This window comes from Cognaticolwellia aestuarii, assembly GCF_002000025.1.
GTDB classification, from domain to species: domain Bacteria; phylum Pseudomonadota; class Gammaproteobacteria; order Enterobacterales; family Alteromonadaceae; genus Cognaticolwellia; species Cognaticolwellia aestuarii.
Genome location: NZ_MUZV01000005.1, coordinates 205,326 through 225,074, shown reverse-complemented (window position 1 = coordinate 225,074; position 19,749 = coordinate 205,326). Strand labels below are relative to the sequence as shown.

The 19,749-nt window shown below is 38.7% G+C and carries 16 protein-coding genes; 6 read left to right on the top strand and 10 right to left on the bottom strand.

Annotated elements, in window-relative coordinates; genetic code table 11:
* Positions 1-27 precede the first annotated feature (27 nt).
* The 5 genes from B0169_RS09625 to B0169_RS09605 form a co-directional block, all read right to left on the bottom strand.
* Positions 28-1,521, bottom strand: a complete 1,494-nt coding sequence (locus B0169_RS09625) for a dipeptidase (protein ID WP_412842125.1) — start codon at positions 1,519-1,521, stop codon at positions 28-30.
* 416 nt (positions 1,522-1,937) lie between these two features.
* Positions 1,938-2,744 (bottom strand): DUF4198 domain-containing protein, encoded by an 807-nt coding sequence (locus tag B0169_RS09620; protein WP_077285756.1) that lies wholly within the window; start codon positions 2,742-2,744, stop codon positions 1,938-1,940.
* 8 nt (positions 2,745-2,752) lie between these two features.
* Positions 2,753-3,295: a DUF2271 domain-containing protein gene (locus B0169_RS09615; RefSeq protein ID WP_077285755.1), complete on the bottom strand. Its 543-nt coding sequence runs from the start codon at positions 3,293-3,295 to the stop codon at positions 2,753-2,755.
* 19 nt (positions 3,296-3,314) lie between these two features.
* A complete protein-coding gene (locus tag B0169_RS09610; RefSeq protein ID WP_077285754.1) occupies positions 3,315-3,914 on the bottom strand; it encodes a PepSY-associated TM helix domain-containing protein in 600 nt (199 codons plus the stop codon).
* Positions 3,915-4,033: 119 nt separating this feature from the next.
* Positions 4,034-6,124 carry a TonB-dependent siderophore receptor gene (locus B0169_RS09605; protein WP_077285753.1) on the bottom strand — a complete coding sequence of 697 codons (2,091 nt, stop codon included), beginning with the start codon at positions 6,122-6,124 and terminating at the stop codon, positions 4,034-4,036.
* Between the two features lie 373 nt (positions 6,125-6,497).
* On the opposite strand from B0169_RS09605, the gene B0169_RS09600 reads away from it, so the two are divergent.
* The 3 genes from B0169_RS09600 to fumC all read left to right on the top strand — a co-directional run bounded on the left by B0169_RS09600 (position 6,498) and on the right by fumC (position 10,346).
* On the top strand, positions 6,498-6,878 hold the full coding sequence (locus B0169_RS09600; RefSeq protein WP_077285752.1) for a VOC family protein: 381 nt from the start codon (positions 6,498-6,500) through the stop codon (positions 6,876-6,878).
* A 380-nt stretch (positions 6,879-7,258) separates the two neighbouring features.
* Entirely contained in the window at positions 7,259-8,914 is a 1,656-nt protein-coding gene (locus B0169_RS09595; protein WP_077285751.1) for a methyl-accepting chemotaxis protein, read from the top strand.
* A gap of 37 nt (positions 8,915-8,951) precedes the next feature.
* Positions 8,952-10,346, top strand: a complete 1,395-nt coding sequence (gene fumC / locus B0169_RS09590; protein WP_077285750.1) for a class II fumarate hydratase — start codon at positions 8,952-8,954, stop codon at positions 10,344-10,346.
* A 140-nt stretch (positions 10,347-10,486) separates the two neighbouring features.
* Here the strand turns inward: fumC and B0169_RS09585 are convergent, their stop codons facing one another.
* Both B0169_RS09585 and B0169_RS09580 read right to left on the bottom strand, forming a co-directional pair.
* Entirely contained in the window at positions 10,487-11,158 is a 672-nt protein-coding gene (locus B0169_RS09585) for a response regulator transcription factor (protein ID WP_235838536.1), read from the bottom strand.
* The gene (locus tag B0169_RS09580) at positions 11,148-12,560 is read right to left on the bottom strand and encodes a cache domain-containing protein (RefSeq protein ID WP_077285748.1); all 1,413 of its coding nucleotides are present in this window, start codon (positions 12,558-12,560) and stop codon (positions 11,148-11,150) included. The genes B0169_RS09585 and B0169_RS09580 overlap by 11 nt, the downstream gene beginning before the upstream one ends.
* A gap of 206 nt (positions 12,561-12,766) precedes the next feature.
* On the opposite strand from B0169_RS09580, the gene B0169_RS09575 reads away from it, so the two are divergent.
* The 3 genes from B0169_RS09575 to B0169_RS09565 all read left to right on the top strand — a co-directional run bounded on the left by B0169_RS09575 (position 12,767) and on the right by B0169_RS09565 (position 15,762).
* On the top strand, positions 12,767-13,840 hold the full coding sequence (locus tag B0169_RS09575; protein ID WP_077285747.1) for a TRAP transporter substrate-binding protein: 1,074 nt from the start codon (positions 12,767-12,769) through the stop codon (positions 13,838-13,840).
* A gap of 120 nt (positions 13,841-13,960) precedes the next feature.
* Complete coding sequence (locus tag B0169_RS09570; RefSeq protein WP_235838535.1) at positions 13,961-14,482, top strand: TRAP transporter small permease subunit; 522 nt, start codon at positions 13,961-13,963, stop codon at positions 14,480-14,482.
* Positions 14,482-15,762 carry a TRAP transporter large permease gene (locus B0169_RS09565; RefSeq protein WP_077285746.1) on the top strand — a complete coding sequence of 427 codons (1,281 nt, stop codon included), beginning with the start codon at positions 14,482-14,484 and terminating at the stop codon, positions 15,760-15,762. The genes B0169_RS09570 and B0169_RS09565 overlap by 1 nt, the downstream gene beginning before the upstream one ends.
* Before the next feature lie 136 nt (positions 15,763-15,898).
* Here the strand turns inward: B0169_RS09565 and B0169_RS09560 are convergent, their stop codons facing one another.
* The 3 genes from B0169_RS09560 to B0169_RS09550 form a co-directional block, all read right to left on the bottom strand.
* On the bottom strand, positions 15,899-16,303 hold the full coding sequence (locus B0169_RS09560) for a BLUF domain-containing protein (RefSeq protein WP_077285745.1): 405 nt from the start codon (positions 16,301-16,303) through the stop codon (positions 15,899-15,901).
* 305 nt (positions 16,304-16,608) lie between these two features.
* The gene (locus tag B0169_RS09555; RefSeq protein WP_077285744.1) at positions 16,609-17,361 is read right to left on the bottom strand and encodes a glucosaminidase domain-containing protein; all 753 of its coding nucleotides are present in this window, start codon (positions 17,359-17,361) and stop codon (positions 16,609-16,611) included.
* A gap of 270 nt (positions 17,362-17,631) precedes the next feature.
* Positions 17,632-19,659: a DUF5050 domain-containing protein gene (locus B0169_RS09550; protein WP_077285743.1), complete on the bottom strand. Its 2,028-nt coding sequence runs from the start codon at positions 19,657-19,659 to the stop codon at positions 17,632-17,634.
* Positions 19,660-19,749 lie beyond the last annotated feature (90 nt).

Genomic DNA, 19,749 nt, shown 5'->3' with positions numbered 1-19,749 from the left:
GATAAGCAACTAACCAAGCTAGAAAAACTACTTCGCCAACTCAACTAAGACCGCAGTATACATTTTCAAATTTAAAACAAACTGTTCCATAGTAATAAATTCATGCTCTGAATGTCCTGTGTATTCTGTATTTGGCATAGAAGGGCCAAAGCTAACGGCGTTAGGAAATAAACGTGAATTAGTGCCGCCGCCAATCGCAATGGGTTTGGCGTCTTTTACGCCCGTGAAATGACTAAATACCGCCAATAGCGTGTCAATATGCGGCGCATCTTTTTGTACAAAAGGGTCACCAATATAATGTTCAAGCTCTGTGACATTGGCATCAAACTTATGATTCCAGCTGGTTACTGCCTGATGGATCTCTTCGGTTAACTGCTGGCCACTTTTTCCTTGTGGGCGACGTAGGTTTATATTGAGCTCAATCGTTTTATCATGTTGTTTGATAACCGTTGGTGCAAAGGTCATTGCGCCCATAAAGTCATCTTGGTAAGCAATATTGCCAAACTTCTTCCCTTCTAATCCTAAGCCGATATTGTCATTTATAAAGTTAACTAAAGTACCTGGGCCATTGTGAGCCCAGCGTGTATCTGACAATAGATCTGCTAGGTAGGGAATAGCATTAATACCATCACTTGGTTTTGATGAATGTGCTGACTTGCCTAAGGCATTAATCGTTAAGGTTGTATCTTTTAATTCAAGATCAAAGTTAACCCCTTGAGAGCTGCGTGCTTTATGCATTAATCGTTGTAGCAAAACAATATTAGCATTTTCTATGGTAACACTGGCATCTTCAGGGATTTGGCTAGCAAAAAAGCCACCCGTGAATGCGCTGATATACGGTGATATGGTTGGCATGATTTGTTTGTTAAAGGCTAACTTTACTGTTCCATAGCCTTTTTCTGCTGTCACTACGGGGTATTCCGCATCAATAGTGATATTAGTTTGAGGTAAATCATGAGTTTTTATATAGGCTTTTAGTGGCTCCCAATCTGACTCCTCAGCCATGTAAATATATAATTCAATACGCTTATTAAGGTGTATGTTTTTATCTTTAATGGCTTTCATTGCATATAAAGCTGTTGAGATTGGACCTTTATCATCTTCTGTGCCACGACCAATTAACCGCCCTGGTTCAGTAGTACTATCAAGTTCAAAAGGTGATTTTTGCCATTTTTCAGGATTAACCGGTTGAACATCTCCGTGGGTAATGATGCCCACACGCTCTTTTTGTTGGCCTAAACCAATAACAACCACATAACCGTCATCGCTATAATCAAAGCCAAGCGTTTTTGCTTGTTTTTTTAATTCGGCCTTAAAAGCAATATGAGCTGGGTTGTCATCCACTAATACGCCATCTTGAGCAACCGTATTGTGCTTAACCAGCGCTCGTAAACTTTCCACCATGTCATTTTTGTAGTGTGCTACGGCATAATCTGCAGTTGTTTGTGCGACATGACTTATTTGCGCAGCTTTTGCTTGTGCAACTTGGCTAAAGCTGAATGATATGATTGAACTGGCCACGATAGCGGCCGATAAACGGGTAATTTTTTTAAGCAAAAGGTACTCCAGTGATTAGCAAGGAAGAAATTTTCAGCGCCATATTAACGTAAGCTAAATTATAGTGATAGCGGCAAATTAGTGATTAATTAATTTATCGTTTTTATTTAAAGCTAGCTTGGTCTGTTAAGGCTTGTACATATGACCGACAGCCACTAGAAAGGTTTATTTTATATTTCAATAACGTTAATACCCACTTAATTTATGGGACTTACGCACACTGTTGTTAACACTTTAGCATTGTGGTGCTCAGTGCTATTGAACCGCTGGCTTTAGAGGCGATAGCTTTAAGGGGGAAGTAGGCAAAATAAGCGTCGTTTGAAATAAAAAAGGCCACGTTTTATCGTGACCTTTTATTTACCGGCTCTGATTAAATCGGTCTATTGTAATTGGGCTTCAAAAGTCAGAAATACGCCGCCTTGTTCTTTATCTGCTAAGGCTTTGTTTTTAGCTTCTTGCTCGTATTCGGCAATTAACAAATAACGACCGGCTTGTGCAGGTGTGAAGGTAATTTCGCCATTTTTGTCAGTAGTTAACTTCATTACGTTAGGTGTATTGCGGTAACGAGCGCCGTCAGGTGCAATTTCAACTTCAACGCCTGCTTGTGCTTTACCATGATAAGTAAAAGTAAACGTTGCTGGCTCATTTTCTACAATTTCAGCTGGATGTGTTTTTGGCAACAACTCTAAAAACTGGCCGTCAGTGCCGTAGTTTTCAGTTGGGTTATTCATAGTAATGTAAGTTTCTACACGCGTTAGGCCGTAAGTTGTTTGTAAATTCGTCGCATTGGCAGGAGCCATGGCTTTTAACTCAGCTTTGTTAACACGTGCTCGTTGTCGTTTATCAGCTACTTTATAGCTAGAGAAATAACTCGCGCTTGCGTTGTTGGTGATTTTATAAGTACCGCTATCTCCAATAAAATAATCAGCCACTGATTTTCTATGTGCTTTGTAGCTTGAAGAGGGACGTGCTTTCTTACCTGATGGCGTTAAAATACTCATACCATCAATACTCAATGCCTTATCAACATTAAACACCTCGTTTGACGCTGAAGCATCAACTGCAATCCACTCGCCTTGCTCTGAAGAAAGCGTAAAATGGCTTGGTAATAACCAACGTGAATGTGCGCTAGCTTGGCCACTAATGGCAACTGCAAGGCAAAATAATAGTGATTTTTTAATATTCATTTGAGCTCCTAAGGTGTAACAGTAAATGTGATTTCGCCAGTTTCGGCGGTTTCATTCAGGGTAAATTTATGTGTATTGTTGTCGATTTTAAATGCTTGTTTTAATAACGCTCGACCGCCTTTCTCTCTAACCACTTCGATATAAAGTGTGTAGTCACCTACGGGTAGGGATTGTTGTTGATCGTCTGTCGCTTTAAATGACAACGGAAAAGTTCCCGCGGCATGTGTTGCTGAGGTTATGGCATCAACTAATGCGGCATCTTTACGACCAACATTACGCCACCAGCGACGAATATCTTTTAGCCATTTAGGCTCTTTACGCCAGAGCAATAGGGTGCGAACTGGCTTTCTATCGCTATTTTCTAACCAAGCGGCAACATAAGGTGGGTGATATTCACCTTGCTGCTGCTTAAGTTCAAGTTTTATGGCTAGCGTAGCTGGACTGTTCTCACTCGCTTGTGCTGTAGCTGAGAGGGTAAATAACAAGCTAGCAACGGCAAATAAAACTATTTTACTGATGTTGCTTGCATAGGTTGATAGTAAATTATTCATAACAGATATAAATGTCCTTTTAAGCAAAGTAAATAATACTAATAATGGCCAATAAAGTTGTGCCAACACTGACCAGTAAAGTACGATGAAAACGTTTTTGTGGCATAGCTAAAATAAAGCCAGTAACGGCAAAAATAATAAATAATACACTTGATAGGTCAATGATCCAGCCCCAAAAGTTACTGGTATTTCGGCCCTTGTGTAAGTCATTAAGTACCGCCCACCAGCCGTAATGCGTTTGTTCATAAAATGCGTCACCGGTTTCAAGATCGAGTGCAATGCTGGCGCTTTTCCCCGCACTTTTGATGCTGTAGAATAATTCGCCAGACATAAGCTCAGGCTCGATGTTATGTAGCGAAATGGCAAAGGCTTGCTCTATTTCATGAGTAATCACTTGCTGTTGCTCAGATGATACTTGGTCAATATCAAGTACAAGGTCGGCAATTGAGTCTATTGTTAGTTCACTTTCTAGCACTTGCGCTTGATGGCTACTAAACCATTCTGGGTGATTTAAGGTGATGCCGGTTACTGAAAAAAACAGTAATAATGTTAGTAGCGCCATAGACACGTAAACGTGAATGAGTCGCGCAAGGTTTAAGGTTTTTTTAGAAGGTTTCATTACTACTGATGTTCATCGTTAATATTAATAAAAAATTCAATGTACTGGCATTTAAAATGCAGAAAGGCGACATAACTTAATAGGTCGCCTTAAGCACTAAAATGCCAATCAAAAGTTAACTAAAATGCCAATTGTGCCGCTAAGCGGAAGCTAATACCGTCAGCCGCTGTTACGCTGGTTGTGCCGCCACCAATTAAGTATTTTTTATCTAATAAGTTATTGATGTTAAAGCGTAAGTTTAACTCATGTTGATTGATGTCCATTTGATATGTCGCACCAACATCAATGCGGGTATAGCTGTCTTTTTTGATGGTGTTTTGGTTATCGGCAAAACGTTCACCTTCATAAAATGCACCGGCATTAAAGGCAAGCTTGTCGTTAAACTCATAGCGAGACCATAACGCGGCAGACCATTCAGGAACGTCTACAGGTGTATTGCCTTGGTACAATGCATCGCGTTCATATTCAGCATCAATATTGATTAACGATGACATTACAAATAGTTTATCGTTAATTGCACCTTGAGCACCCAATTCAAAACCTTTGTGGCGTTGTTCACCCGCTTGTGTGGTGCGGGATTCAAATTCAGAGTCAACCAGATCTTCTTTAATTAATTTACCGGTTTTACTGATATCAAAAATAGCACCACTTAGCATTAATCGGTCGTCAACAAGTTGCCATTTTACGCCAATTTCGCTTTGCTTTGATTCCATTGCGGTTAATTTCATACCATGGTTAATATCGGTATCATTGTCTAACTTGTCGCTACTTTGCGGCTCAAAACCTTCGCTATAACTGTAATAAATAGTGGCTTGCTCAGAAGGGTGATAAAGCACGCCAAACTTAGGTAAGAATGACTCATTATCAGCGCCTTCTTTGTTTTGTTTATCATAACGACCACCGAATGAAACTTGCCAGTTATCGTTAAAAGTTACTAAGTCTTGCAGATAAATTCCGTAATAATCGTATTCACTGCTCGATAGTGTTGGATCATTTTTGTAGTTAACATTTGGCTTTGAAACTTCATTATCACCGGCTGCATAAGTTGGGTAGGGATCTTCAGCAGTGCCTTTAACCGAATCTTTAAGTTGTCCGTAGTAATAATCTAAAGAGTTAGCGCCAATTAACAGCTGATGACTAACACCAGCAAAATCAAACTCGCCGACAAAGTCGATAAATTTAGTGGTGAACTGCCAATCATCGAAACGGTCATATGGTTTTGATGTATATGTATCGCCTTCAACAAAACCTGACGTTTTTTTGGCTGCAGATTCAAAACGTTGACGTTCGAAAGTTTGTTTATTATAGCCAACAGTAACCTGCCAAGTGTCATTGATATTATAATTTATATCCGCGCCATAGTTTTCAACATCAATGTCAGTGAAAGCCCATGACATATCACGAATAGTTTTATCATCGCCAATTAAGTCGCCTTCTTCATTTAACCAACCACCGGTGTCTAATCCTGCTTTGTCATTGGTGTAGTCGTAATGTACACGCAAAAATAAATCATCTGAAACATCATAATCAACAACAAGTGCGCCTAAGAAACGATCACGTTCGCGTTGATCGCCATTTTGGTATTCACGTTGATAAGTCACATCTTGTTTAACTAAAATACCACGATATCTTAATGACTCATCATCGTTTAATGCGCCACCCGCATCTAGAGTAAAGCGTGTAGAGCCTTCCTGATCGGTATCAGCGCCTAAGGTAAATAGGCTTCTTGCTGTAGGTTTTTTAGTGACCATATTTACTAGGCCACCAGGTCCTGATTGACCATATAAAATACTTGAAGGGCCCTTAATAACCTCTACCGCTTCTAGTGTTTCAATCGGTTGTTGGTAATGAGACCAATGTTGATGACCATCGCGTAAGTAACCATTTGAAGAGCTTAATTCAAAACCTCTTAGGTTAAACACTTCACGGTTTCGTTGTTTAGAGCCTGCAGAAAGGCTGGCATCGTTGGTAAGTACTTCACCTAAAGTTGTTGCTAGCTGTTCTTCAACAATGGTATTTGAAATTACGGTAACTGATTGCGCGGTTTCGAGTAATGAAACATCTGTACGCATAGCGCCTTTTGCTTCATCAACTTTATAATCATTAAAATAGCTACCGGTAACTTCGATTACTTCTATCGAATTACTATCAGCATATGCAGTAATTGACGTAGCCATAGATATTGCCAAAAACAGCGGTGAGTACTTCATGTTAATCTCCAAATTATCAACTAGTTTGACCGAGAAAATGCAGCGAGCATTAAATTAATGGCAATGTTAATGAGAGTGATTATTGTTTGCAATATAATTTTTGCATTAATGATAAAAAACCTAGATTAAATCAAATAATTGCTTTAAATGAGGGAATAATGAACAGTTAGGTGAAGCCTTAATACTGGCGAGCTACTTCGCTTTATTTTGGGCTTTTTGAAAAATTTAAGTAAAACAAAATTATTATTAGGCTGCTACCGGTTTATCGTGCAGTATATATTTAAGGTAGTTATTTGAGACTGTTGGTATTGCTGAAGTTATTCAGTAGGTTAGATTGTTATAAACAATTATATTATTAAAAAAAGGATAGCAAATGTTTAGTCATATCATGATCGGCGCGAACGATGTACAAGCATCAAAAGTATTTTATGATGCGATTTTAGGTGAAATGGGCCATAAGCCTGGTGTTATGGATGAGAAGGGACGTTGTTTTTACTTTACCGACAAGGGAATTTTTGCCTTAACTAAACCCATTAATGGTGAAGAATCTACCCACGGTAATGGCACTACCATTGGTTTTGCTGCCGATTCGCCTGAACAAGCTGATGCATGGCACGCTGCGGGTCTTGCAAATGGTGGCGTTGCTTGTGAAGACGCCCCCGGTGTCAGAGAGGGGGCAGTTGGGAAATTGTATCTTGCTTATCTTCGCGATCCGTCAAACAATAAAATTTGTGCGTTATACCGAGTGGCGTAATGTGTTTCTTACTATGTATCGCTATATGAACTGAAAATAAAATGACTTTGTGTGAGTTGCTCAGTCATTTTATTTCGCTGCTTCTTTTAGCTAACGAAGCTTCAACCAATCATTAATTTAAACTCATTACACATTTAGCTGCTTTTTGGTGATAGCTAAGTTGTTAGGTTTACCCAATTAACATGAAATTCAATTGCACTCGGTGGGGTCTTTATACCCTTGCACCTAAAACAGTGGTGCTTAGCGTAAACACAAGCGCTTCACTAGACTAAACGGTATTACCAAGTAATGTTATAAAAATTGGGTTTTCTATACAGAAATCTTATATGCTAATGTTTAGTAATCGTATCTCTTATTCTTTGTTATAGGCTTATTTTTATATGTTAAATTTATTTACTGGTGTAACCGTACAAACCCGCCTGTTAATTGGTTTTGGCGCGGTGATTGTGATGATGATAGCCATTACCATCATTGGCATTAATAATGTCAATGCTATTGATAAAGCCATGACGGTTATCACTGATATGAACTCAGTTAAACAGCGTTATGCCATAAACTTTCGCGGTAGCGTTCATGATAGAGCAATTGCTATACGTGATGTGGTGTTACTGAGCGAGCGCAGCGAGTTACAAAATACTTTAAGAGATATCGCTAACCTAGAAACCTTTTATAACGATTCACGTGTGCCGCTTGACCAACTGATGATGAATGGTTCGACCGCTAAAGAAACAAATATTCTTGACGCAATTAAACAAATTGAACGTAAAACGATGCCATTGGTTAAGCAGGTTATTAATGAAGTGCAGCAAGGTAATAAACAGCAAGCACAAATAATATTGTTGAGCTCTGTGAGACCTGCATTTGTTGAGTGGTTAGCGGCAATTAATCAATTTATTGACTATCAAGAAGTTGGTAATCAACAAGAAACTAAAATGGTACGAGAAACGGCTGCAGGTTTTGAGGGCATCATGTTTGCGTTGACCAGCATTGCGTTTTTGATCAGTGGCTTTATTGTTTACCGTATTGCGCATGGATTAAAAGTATCTTTGGATGGTGAACCTAGCGAAGTAGCACGTTTATTATCTCGAGTTGCTGATGGCGATTTAACGCAAAAAATTGAAGCGCGGTATGAAAATAGTGTGTTGTTTTCTTTAAAGAAAACTCAAAATCAACTTAGCTCCACGGTAACAAATATTGCAGGGGCTTCGAATGAAATTAATAGCCAAATTGATATCGTCTCTACCGGCTCTGCAGATGTACTTAGCTTAGTGCAACAACAACGAGAATACACGGTAGAAGCAACAGAAAACCTTAACGATATGCGTGACAAAACCTATACGGTTTCAGAGCTACTGGTACAAACAGAACAGAATTCGTCGCAAACATTAGAGTCGTGTACTTTAGGTAGTCAGTCGGTTAATGCTACCGCCACTGAAATTCAGAATGTTTTAACTACTGTTAGTAGTGCCCTGGATAAACTGCAAAAGCTTGAGCAACGCACTAAAGATATCAGTGGTATTATTTCTGTTATTAGTGGTATCTCAGACCAAACTAATTTACTCGCTTTAAATGCGGCAATTGAGGCAGCGAGAGCAGGGGAATCAGGTCGAGGTTTTGCGGTGGTTGCTGATGAAGTGAGAACCTTGGCGCAAAGTACAGGCTCAGCCACCTCTGAAATTGAAACAATGTTAACTGAGATCACCAAAGAAACGGCAGACTCGGTGGTTGCTATGGAATCAACGATACCAAAAATTGAGAATGGTTTAGCGCTGAGTGTTGACTCAACAGAGCTGCTCAAGGCGATTGAAAACCAAGCGAATGACTCACTACTAAATGTTCGCCAAGTCGTTGAGGCATCGAAAGCGCAAATTGTTGCTATTGATGCTTTGTATGAAGGTATGAAAAGCGTCGCTGATATGGCTGACTCTTCAACGCAGTCGTTAGAAAAGAATAATGATGTTGCTGGTAAACTTGAGGCATTAGCCAATAACCTGAATGCACAAATTGCTTACTTTCAAGTCAAGGAAAACCGTTAGGTTAAGATTAAAATAATGGCACTTTACGAGGAATGACATGGCAGGGAACGATAGAATAGAAAGCGACTCTTTTGGTGAACTTACAGTACCCAAAAATAAGCTATATGGCGCACAAACGGCTCGTTCGTTAATTAACTTTCCTATTGGTGATGAAACTATGCCTAAGCCGTTAATTCGTGCTTTAGGTATAGTAAAGCGTTCAGCTGCTCAAGTGAATATGGAACTTGGTTTGCTCGATGCTGATATTGCACATGCAATAATTGCTGCGGCAGAGGAAGTTATGGCAGGCCAGCTTGATGAGCACTTTCCACTTTCGGTTTGGCAAACGGGCTCAGGTACGCAAAGTAATATGAATTGCAATGAGGTGATATCGAATCGTGCTATTGCCATATTAGGTGGAGTTATTGGCAGTAAAGTGCCGGTTCACCCCAATGACCATTGTAATATGGGGCAATCATCTAATGATACCTTTCCAACGGCGATGCATATTGCTGCTGTAGAAGAAATAAGCAATAGTTTGTTACCAAGCTTAGTGGCCCTTCAGGCGGCATTAGCAGAGAAATCAACGGCTTTTGAATCTTTAGTTAAAATTGGCCGAACCCACCTACAAGATGCTACGCCTTTAACGCTAGGACAGGAGTTTTCAGGTTATAGTCGGCAAATTGACCATGCTATTCGTCGAGTTAAAGCTGTTTTACCGGCATTATACCCATTAGCACAAGGTGGAACTGCCGTCGGCACAGGCTTAAATACCGCAAAAGGTTTTGACGTTAAGTTTGCTCAACAAGTCGCCAATTTAACATTATTACCATTTAGCTCTGCCGATAATAAATTTGAAGCTATAGCGGCTCATGATGCCTTAGTTGAGGCGAGTGGTGCGCTAAATACAATCGCGGTAAGCGTGATGAAAATAGCAAATGATATTCGCATGTTAGGCTCTGGGCCGCGCTGCGGTATTGGCGAAATTAACTTACCCGAAAATGAACCAGGCTCTTCTATTATGCCGGGTAAAGTGAACCCAACCCAATGTGAGGCGTTAACTATGATTGCAGCACAGGTGATGGGGAATCATGTCACTATTACCGTTGCCGGTGCTAATGGGCATTTTGAGTTAAATGTATTTAAACCTGTGATGATCTATAACTTATTGCAGTCGATACGACTGTTAGCTGATGGTTGTGCCAGCTTTACTCAGCGTTGTGTGGTCGGTATTAGCGCTAATGAAGCACGTATTGCGAAATTACGTGATGAGTCGCTGATGTTAGTTACGGCATTAAATCCACATATTGGTTATGACAACGCGACAAAAATAGCTAAAAAAGCTCATCAAGACGGCTCGACTTTGTTAGCGGCAGCGATGGCTTTAGAGTTAGTAACTCCTGAACAATTTAGTGAGTGGGTGGTAGCGGAAAATATGCTTGGACCTAAATAAGCTTAGACCATAAAAAATATGGATCTAAATAATCTGGGCTGAGCTTAACTCGTCGAATTTTGCTTGATGCTCTCTTATTTTCGGTTTTGATAGCTCAAACGGCTTGCGCACTACCTAGCCTTTATTAAGCTTCTGGCTTGTTATTCTTCAATAAGACCATGGTTTACCGCATAACGTACCATTTCAGCTAAGCTTTCAATGTTAAGCTTAGCTTTGATATTTCTGCGGTGCGCATCAACAGTGCGAAAGCTAATATTTAGCGTTCGGGCGACCTCTTTACTCGATAATCCACGTGCAACATAAGATAATATAACTTGCTCGCGAGTTGTCAGCTTTTCGCTTTCTGGCTTTATTGGGTTTTCAATCAACATTTTTGCGATCGAACTACTAAAGTGTGTGTTGCCTTTGGCGATTGCTTTAATGGCATAGTAAACCTCTTCAGATGAGGTATCTTTTAGAACATACCCAGAAGCACCCGCTTGAATCGCACTGGAAACAAACTCTTGGCTATCGTGCATACTAAAAATTAAAATTTGTACATCTGGGCACTGCTCAGTAATAATTTCGGTCGCATCAATGCCGTTCATGTTTGGCATGCTGACATCCATTAAAATCACATCGGGTTTTAGCGCTTTGGCTTTTGACAATGCGTCAGCACCATCATTGCAAGTGCCAACAATGTTGATATCATCATAAAAGGCTAAGCAAGCCGTTAAACCACCTTGTACCATAGGGTGATCATCAACAAGTAATACTGAAATCTGAGTTTCTTGGTTATCAAGGTTATTATTTTCCATTAGTTTATCGCTCATTATTATTGTCGTTTTTGTCTGAGTGAATAGTAGATTCATTAAAATGATTAACGAAACTTGCCGTGGGTATTTTCACCGTAATTATCGTGCCCATTTTTGATGATTTTATGGTGAACTTTCCTCTATGATGCTCAACTCGTTCGGCTAAGTTTCTTAAACCAATGCCTTTACTCTGTGTTCTAGCAATATCAAAGCCGACCCCGTCATCTTGAATAATTAGCGTTAGCCAGTCACTTTCCACCGAAAGTGCAATTAGCACACTTTTTGCTTTGGCGTGCTTTTGTATGTTGGTGAGCGCTTCTTGTACAATACGAAATAATGTTGTGTTAATAAAGTCTGGTAACAGTTTTCTTAAGGCTGGCTTGTTCACTTGAACAGGAACTTTAGTGCGTTTGGAGAAGTCACTGGCGATAGACTCGATTGCTTCAGACAAACCCAATTCATCAAGTATTTGCGGGTGCATATGATGAGAAATTCTTCTGACTTCTTGTATGGCAACTGCAAGGTTTTCTTGTGCGGATTTAAGTGTTACGGGTTTTTCTTGCTGGTTTTTTGTTAAATACAAACCTGTGGCCTCAAGCGAATATTTAATTGAAATAAGAATTTGAGTTATACCATCATGTAATTCGCGAGAAATGTGCCGACTTTCCTCTTCTTGAACATCAATAACACGTTGACTAAGTTCACTAATTTTTGCATCAGCTTTCTTTTTATGGCTTAGATTTACCATAATGCCGAAGAGAAAAATAAAAAAGATAGACGACATCGCGACAATTAAAATAATATGTTTAGTGTAGTTAATGTGGGTGTCCATTTGAGCTTGCAGATTACTTAATTGCTGATAAACATCATCAAGATAAACGCCAGTGCCTAGCATCCAATCCCATTTATCCATATAGATGGAATAACTTATTTTTTGAACCTTTTGCCCTTCTGACGGTTTTAACCAATTATAACGGTAGAAATCGCCGCCATTTTTCGCATTCTTGATCAGCAATTGAATTATCTTTTCCCCGTTGGAATCTTCTAATTGCCACCAGTTTTTCCCAACACGATAAGGTTCTTTAGGGTGAACAATGCTGTTTCCTAATTCATCGTAGATAAAAAAGTAACCGTCGTCACCGTTATAAACTAAGCCATTAAAGGTATCAGCAACAACCTCTTGTGCGGTTTGGTGACTATTTTTTTTCGGTGAATCGTAGGCTTGGTTGACGGAAGTCAAAGCGATAGACGTGTAGTTTTTTAATGCTTGTTTTTTTTGCTCAATTAAGAAGTTTTCTAAAATAACGACATTTTTCTCTGATAGATCACGGTACTCGTCGGTGATCAAAAAGTAAGTAATGAACGATGTCAATATAACTTGTAAAACGGCTACGTAGAGCAGTCTTAATGGTAATGTCATGCGCATTCCTTCTTTTTTTGGGGGATTAGTTAAGGTGTCATTCTTGATAAAACGTTATTGTACTCTACGTTAACACCTAACTATCTAGGTATAAATACCTAGATAGTTAGGTGTTCATACGAATAGTTTTTAAGCAGTAATTGTGCAAAAGTGTTCGTACATTTATAAGCAGTAAATAAAAACTGCAGAAAATTGGGGAACAAAAGATGTCAAAATCAACATTGTTAAAAGCACTTGTTTTAGTGTCATTGGTGTTTTCAGGGCTGTCATCAGCTGCTGAGGGTAAAAGAGTTATGTGGCGCTTAGCTGAAACTTGGGGACCAAATTTTCCTGTATTTGGTGACTCATCAAAAAATATGGCGCGTTTAGTGAAGGAAATGTCGAACGGCCGCTTTATTATTCGTATTGATTCAGCCAATAAACATAAATCAGCACTAGGAATTTTCGATTTTGTAAAAAGTGGCCAGTATCAAATGGGCCATTCAGCGTCGTATTATTGGAAAGGTAAAGACTTTAATACCATGTTTTTTACTACCGTACCTTTTGGTATGACTACCGCTGAGCAAAATGCTTGGTTTTATCATGGCGGTGGTATGGAGTTGATGAAATCGGTATATGACAAATATGGCATTATGTCATTCCCAGGTGGCAATACAGGTAACCAAATGGGTGGCTGGTTCCGCAAAGAAATTAAAACAGTAGAAGACCTTCAAGGTTTAAAAATGCGCATACCAGGCTTTGCTGGCGAAGTACTAGCTAAGCTAGGTGCGAAACCGACTAATATTGCTTCAGGCGAGCTTTACACAGCACTTGAACGTAATACTATCGATGCTTTAGAGTGGGTTGGTCCATCATTAGATTTACGCATGGGCTTCCATAAAATTGCCCCTTTTTACTATACCGGCTGGCAAGAACCTGCAACTGAATTACAGTTTATGGTTAATCAAAAAGCGTATGACAAGTTACCAAAAGATTTACAAAAAATATTGAAAGCAGCAATGAAGTTAGCTGCATATGATATGTATACACAATCTACACATGAAAGTAGCAAGAACTTAGCAACTATTCAAAAAGACTTTCCTAATGTAAAAATTCGCACTTTCCCTAAGCCTGTTATGGCAGCAATTCGTAAAGCTAATGACGAATTGTTAAATGAGTTTGCAGCGAAAGATCCTAAAACAAAAGAAATTCTTGATTCAATTCACAACTATCAAAAAGATGCCCGTGCATGGACTAACTTTTCAGACAAAGCTTATCTAGACAATTTCGAAGAGAAGTAAGCTAACTCATTATTGGGCGCTGCAAAGCGCCTTTTATTTTCAGCTAGAGTTTTATGTATAAAAAATATAACGGTGAGCCATTCGCCGTTATATCTATTTTGGTTATGAAAAGGCATATTTATGAAGTTTATACTAACGCCACTAAGAAGCATTATTGATACTATTGGTAACCTATGCAGCATTGTTATGATCTTGATGATACTCAATGTTTTTTACGATGTAGTGATGCGTTATTTTTTTAATGACGTTAGCATTGCAATGCAAGAGCTTGAGTGGCACTTATTTGCGGCAATGTTTATGTTTGGTATTGGCTATACGTTAAAAGAGGATGGTCATGTGCGGGTTGACGTAATTTACGATCAACTATCAAAGAAAAAGCAAGCAATTATCAATTTGGTTGGCTCTGTGCTTTTTGCCTTACCGTTTACCTTATTAATTCTTTATTTCAGTTGGGACTATACCCTTGAAGCCTATCAGATGGGTGAGGGCAGCGCAGACCCTGGTGGTTTACCACATCGCTGGATTGTTAGAAGTATTATTCCTGCTTCTGCCATTTTCCTTATGCTTTGTATTCTTTATGTCACTTTAGAGCAAATACAAGTGCTACTCGACTCAACTGATAATCAACAGGGAGCAAAATAATGACAGGCTTAATGTTATTTTTAATTGCTTTACTGTTTCTATTTTTTGGCTACTCTGTTGCATTCACTTTTGCCGGTGTCTCTGTGATTGTTGGGGTACTAGCCTTAGGTATGGATCTGTTTGCTTTTATGCCATATCGCATTATGAGTGTTATGGAAAACACCACCTTAATGGCTATTCCAATGTTTGTATTTATGGGCATTGTGCTACAAAAAACTGGCCTAGCTGAGCGTTTACTTGAATCAGCCGCAAAATTATTTGGCAGCATGGCAGGCGGTGTTGCTATATCAACTATTATTGTTGGGGCATTGCTTGCTGCGTCTACTGGTGTAGTAGGGGCAAGTGTTGTGGCAATGGGCGTTATTTCTTTACCGGTCATGTTAAAAAATAACTATCATCAACCAACGGCAGCAGGTGTTATTTGTGCGTCGGGTACTTTAGGTCAAATAATTCCACCATCGATTATTTTAATTATCTTGGGTGATGTGATGGGGGTGCCCGTTGGAGATTTATTCAAGGCTGCCGTGTTGCCCGGTTTCTTATTAATTGTGGTGTACACGATTTATATTTTAGTGCTTGGTAAATTCAAACCACATTACTGCCCGCCGATGGAAGTTACTGAAAGTAAACGTGAGTTACTCGTGCAAGCGATGAAAGATATTGTGCCTCCGCTGTTGCTTATTGTCACTGTATTAGGTTCTATTTTTACTGGTGTTGCTACACCAACTGAGTCTGCGGCGATTGGTGCTGTTGGCTCGTTAGTGTTGGCACTATTTTATCGGTCACTGTCATTTGCAAAAATAAATGCAGTATCAAAAGAAACCGTAAAAGTGACATCAATGATTTTTGCTGTACTTATTGGTGCAACAGCGTTCTCTATGGTATTTAGCTACTCAGGTAGCGAGTATATTGTTGAAGAGTTCTTTTTAGAGTTACCTGGCGAGAAGTGGACTTTTATCTTATTGGCGATGTTGGCGATATTAATTCTTGGCTTTTTTATCGACTTTATTGAAATTGCGTTTTTGGTGGTACCTATTTTAACACCTGTCGCACTCGCATTAGATATCGACTTGATTTGGTTTGCTATTTTGATCACGATGAATTTACAAACTTCGTTTTTAACACCGCCATTTGGCTTTAGTTTGTTTTACCTCAAAGGGGTAGCACCGCCGTCATTTAAAACCACGACAATTTATAAAGGTGTGATTCCATTTATACTGATGCAGTTGTTAGTACTCGGCTTAGTGCTATTGCTGCCTGAATACCTCATTATCAGCTAATGTTATCAGCTGAAGCGGTAACGGGGGAAAAATAATACTCAGTATTATTGTGAATTAACTTGATGAAACAGGCTGTGTAAACAGCCTGTTGTCAGTGCACTAAATTAAGTTTAACTATTATTGTTTCAGCTATACATTATTTATCTTTAAAACTTAGCAGCACGATTTTTGCATTTCCAGGCTGTAAACCATTGTTTCTTTTCGACGATAAAAAATCAGAGAAACCAGTTGGTGTTGTTGGTGATAGTTTTTTGAATGCCATTGACCAGTCAGGAAATTCACGCCGTGTAATTGCTTGTTTTAAAAGTAAAATAATACCCGAATGCCTATAGTCTTCACTAATATTAGTAAATAACTGCTCTATTTTTTCTGCTTCACCTTCAATAACCTGCATAAAGTTGCCATCTTGGTAGAGTAATAAGCCCGTTATATGGTGTTTTTTATTGGCTTTCCTTGCTTGCGTTAGCATGTCGTTTAACTCTTCTTCGCAGAGCAACTTTTTTGCTGAGCTAACATAGATAAGTTGAGTTAATTGCTCCATTGCATCTCCCTTCTATTACACAGGCTGTTATGCTTGAAATAATTATCGAACAGTGAATGGCTAACGGAGCTTGCTGAGCGCTTAAAGTGTTGCTATTTCACGCTTGCTCCACTGAGCAGTAGTACGTGCTGTTAGTCATAAAGTGTATTTAGTTAACAGACTGTTATTTAGGTTTGGGTATATAAGCTTTAAACAGACTTATATTTTAGTATAGAAGTTAAAATTATTAAACTGTATGATATTCGAGCGATATTTGAGTGTTTTCTTATCGATGGCTGCGTTATGTTACCCAATGTGAAAATAGGTTATTCCATATCACCTTCGACTTCGGTAGTTTCAATATCAGCTTCTGCTTCTTCAGCAGTGATCATATCGTCGTTATCATAATCATCAAAGTGATTGAATTTAATGATAGCGCTAAGTTCTTTACCGTACACACTGCCTTTTTCAGAATAGCGATCTAACTTAGTGACAAGTACGTGGGGATCATCGGTTTTCATGGTAGCTTTTCTAAACTCTTTAAATGCATTGCCACGCGCTAAAGTGCGGTAATAATCATAAACAGACTGCTCGATAGAGTCGTACTCTCTAACCCAAATGGTTTTATCGCCGCGCTTTTTTAAAGCGGCAATACGTGGCTCGTTTTCATCGAAGGACCAAACACCAAAGATATTGTTAGCTTCTAAGAAAAACCGAGAAGTGGCCCACGAACTTTCCATTGCCGCTTGTGCAATGGCAATGCTTTTAGGATGTGGCTTTAGCGCCATTAGTAGTTCTCGATCAGTTGACGCTTTGTATTCGGTTTTTAGTTTTTCAATTTCGCTATTATTTTTGCCGCTATCAATAGTGCTTTTAACATCTTCATATTGCGACATCAGATCTTGGTAAACATGATCAACGGCAGGTACGATTAACGAGATAAATCTGGCTTTTTTCTCTTGTACCGTCATTGTTGGAAGTACTACTTTTCGCTCAGAAATATAGTAGCTAATAGCAGCAATAACAAGCAGTAAGACAATACTAATAGTGGCTTTTTTTTGCTTTGAAGATAATTGCATTATGGTCATTCCTGTTAGATTTTATTGAAAATCGTAAGCTATGTTTTACCGTTATAAGGCGGCTAAAATATTGTAAAAATAATAGATTGATATCAGCAATATTAACACACACACGCAGCCTAATTAGCCATATTTTTTAGGCGTTATCGCGTGATAAGCTATTTTAGTTCGAGGGCGAAAAGCAGCACTTATCGAATTATGCGAAATAGTCAGGTATATCTATCGCTAACATTTTGAAATTTTTGACACGCTATTTAGCCTAACAGCTGCTTAAAAAGTATATTGATAAATATCGCCTTCAACGGGTTTGAAGCGTACCCAAAATATATGTTGCTGATCTGGTGATACCGTATATTGATGAATCCAATTATCAGGTTTTGCCATTAACAGTTGCTCAGTGTCAGTATTGATATCAAATTGCCAGATCCCTGTCGCTTCGCGATAAAAATAAAGTTTGTTATTAATAACATGCCAGTTAAGCCAATTTATTCGGCTAAAATCCTTAATAATTAACTCTTCATTTGGTTCTGTAAGTTTTTTACGCCATAAGCCGTCGACGGTAAACTTAGAGTAATACAGATACTGACCTATTATTCTTCCGCTATAGCCACCACGATAAGTGAGTTGGCTATGTTCTCCCGTGGCGCGTTGATATTGCCATAATTGCCACTGTCCTGAATGATTACTACTATAAATAACATCATTCTTATTGCGTGAGTCATAGTTAGCAACGTAACTTTTATGTGGTTCATTAAAAAGCTTTTTATAGGACAATTTATCAATATCTAACTCAAATACAGCATCATGTTTAGTGAATAATAACCGTTTGCCATCTGCAGAAAGTTCGTAACGAACAAATGCTAGATCAAAAGGAAAATCAACATCAATTAACTTAGCGTTGTCTCCTTCAATTTGCCACCAGTGGTGGCTCTTATAACGTGTTGATAATACTAGCTTCCTGTCAGCCTGCATACGTGGTAACAATTCTGTTCGTGCACTTTCTTGCCAAACAGCGTTGTTATGATCTGCGATATCATATTTTACAATTTCGCTCATCACATTGGAGCTACTGACTAATAATGTATTTCCTGCTTTACTTGGCAAAATTGCTAATGAACTAATTTTTAGTGTTAACTGCTTTAATAATGCAAGTTGTCCATCAGCCGCTAAAGTATACAAGTTGTGATTATCTGCAATAACTAAAGCGTTTTCATTTGGGTGCCAAACTAAGCTTTTAGCGGGTAAGTTTACTGTGTGTTCTGTGCGCTTTTCACCTTGACCAATGACAATGATTTTTGACTTTTTCTCGTTAATATAACGCGCCACCGCTAATTGATTACTCTGTTGATTGTAGGCAAAGTTGAAGTCACCTTTGGTATTGTTACTACTGCTAGGCTTGGTAATTTGCTGCAAACGGCTAGTGTTTACATTATAGCTAAATACCTGATATGGATGTGATTTACTAAAGCGCTTGTTGAAGTAAAAGGTATCATTTTGGCCCCAAATTAATTTAGTTGGTGGCTCATCACATGGAAATAATGTGTGTGTGTTATCTGGTAAAATTCTATACAAGACGATTGAGCATACACCATTTGTATTCGTGCTATAGACAATACTTTCACCATCAGCATTGATCGCTGCTAAGGCATTAGTTAACAGTTTTTGTTTGTTGTGAGTTTTTATATCGTATAAGTAAACTGACTGTTGCTTGCTAGCATCTAAATGATGAAACAATATTTTTTGGCCCGATTGTGTTGCTGAAGGTAAATACTCCCAACCTTTTAAGCCAATTAATGGCCCACTTATTAACGATAATTCATTTTTTTTAGTGGCTGTTGTTGTTTGGCTGAAGTAACTAAAAAGTGAGAGTGAAATTAATATCACCAGCGCTATTATGACAACAATATATGATGTTTTGATGTGCTTTGAGCGTGTACTTACAGGCTGTGTATTAGTGCTAATGACTTCATTTACAAGTGGCGGTTGGGCTAAAATTTCAACAACAGTAGCAATTAATCTATAACCTTGCGTTGGAACAGTTTCAACAATATCTTCATCAGTTAAAGCCGAGAAATGTGAACGCAGCAATGACACCGTTCTATTAATTGCACCTTCACCAACAATACGGTTTTTCCACACACTCACGATCAATTGATCACGAGTTACAATTTGACCATTTGCGTGCAATAACTCGGTTAATAAGCTAAATACTTTTGGCTCAAGGTTACGACTTTGACTGCCTTTTCTTAATATTCGCTTCTTTTCATCAAATGTTACATCGGCGATCTGAACAGTCATAAAAATCTCTATGGTATTGAAATAACTTTATATTTTTAAAGGTTATGTAAACATAACATAAAGATAATGAAAACATAAGCTCGAACTATG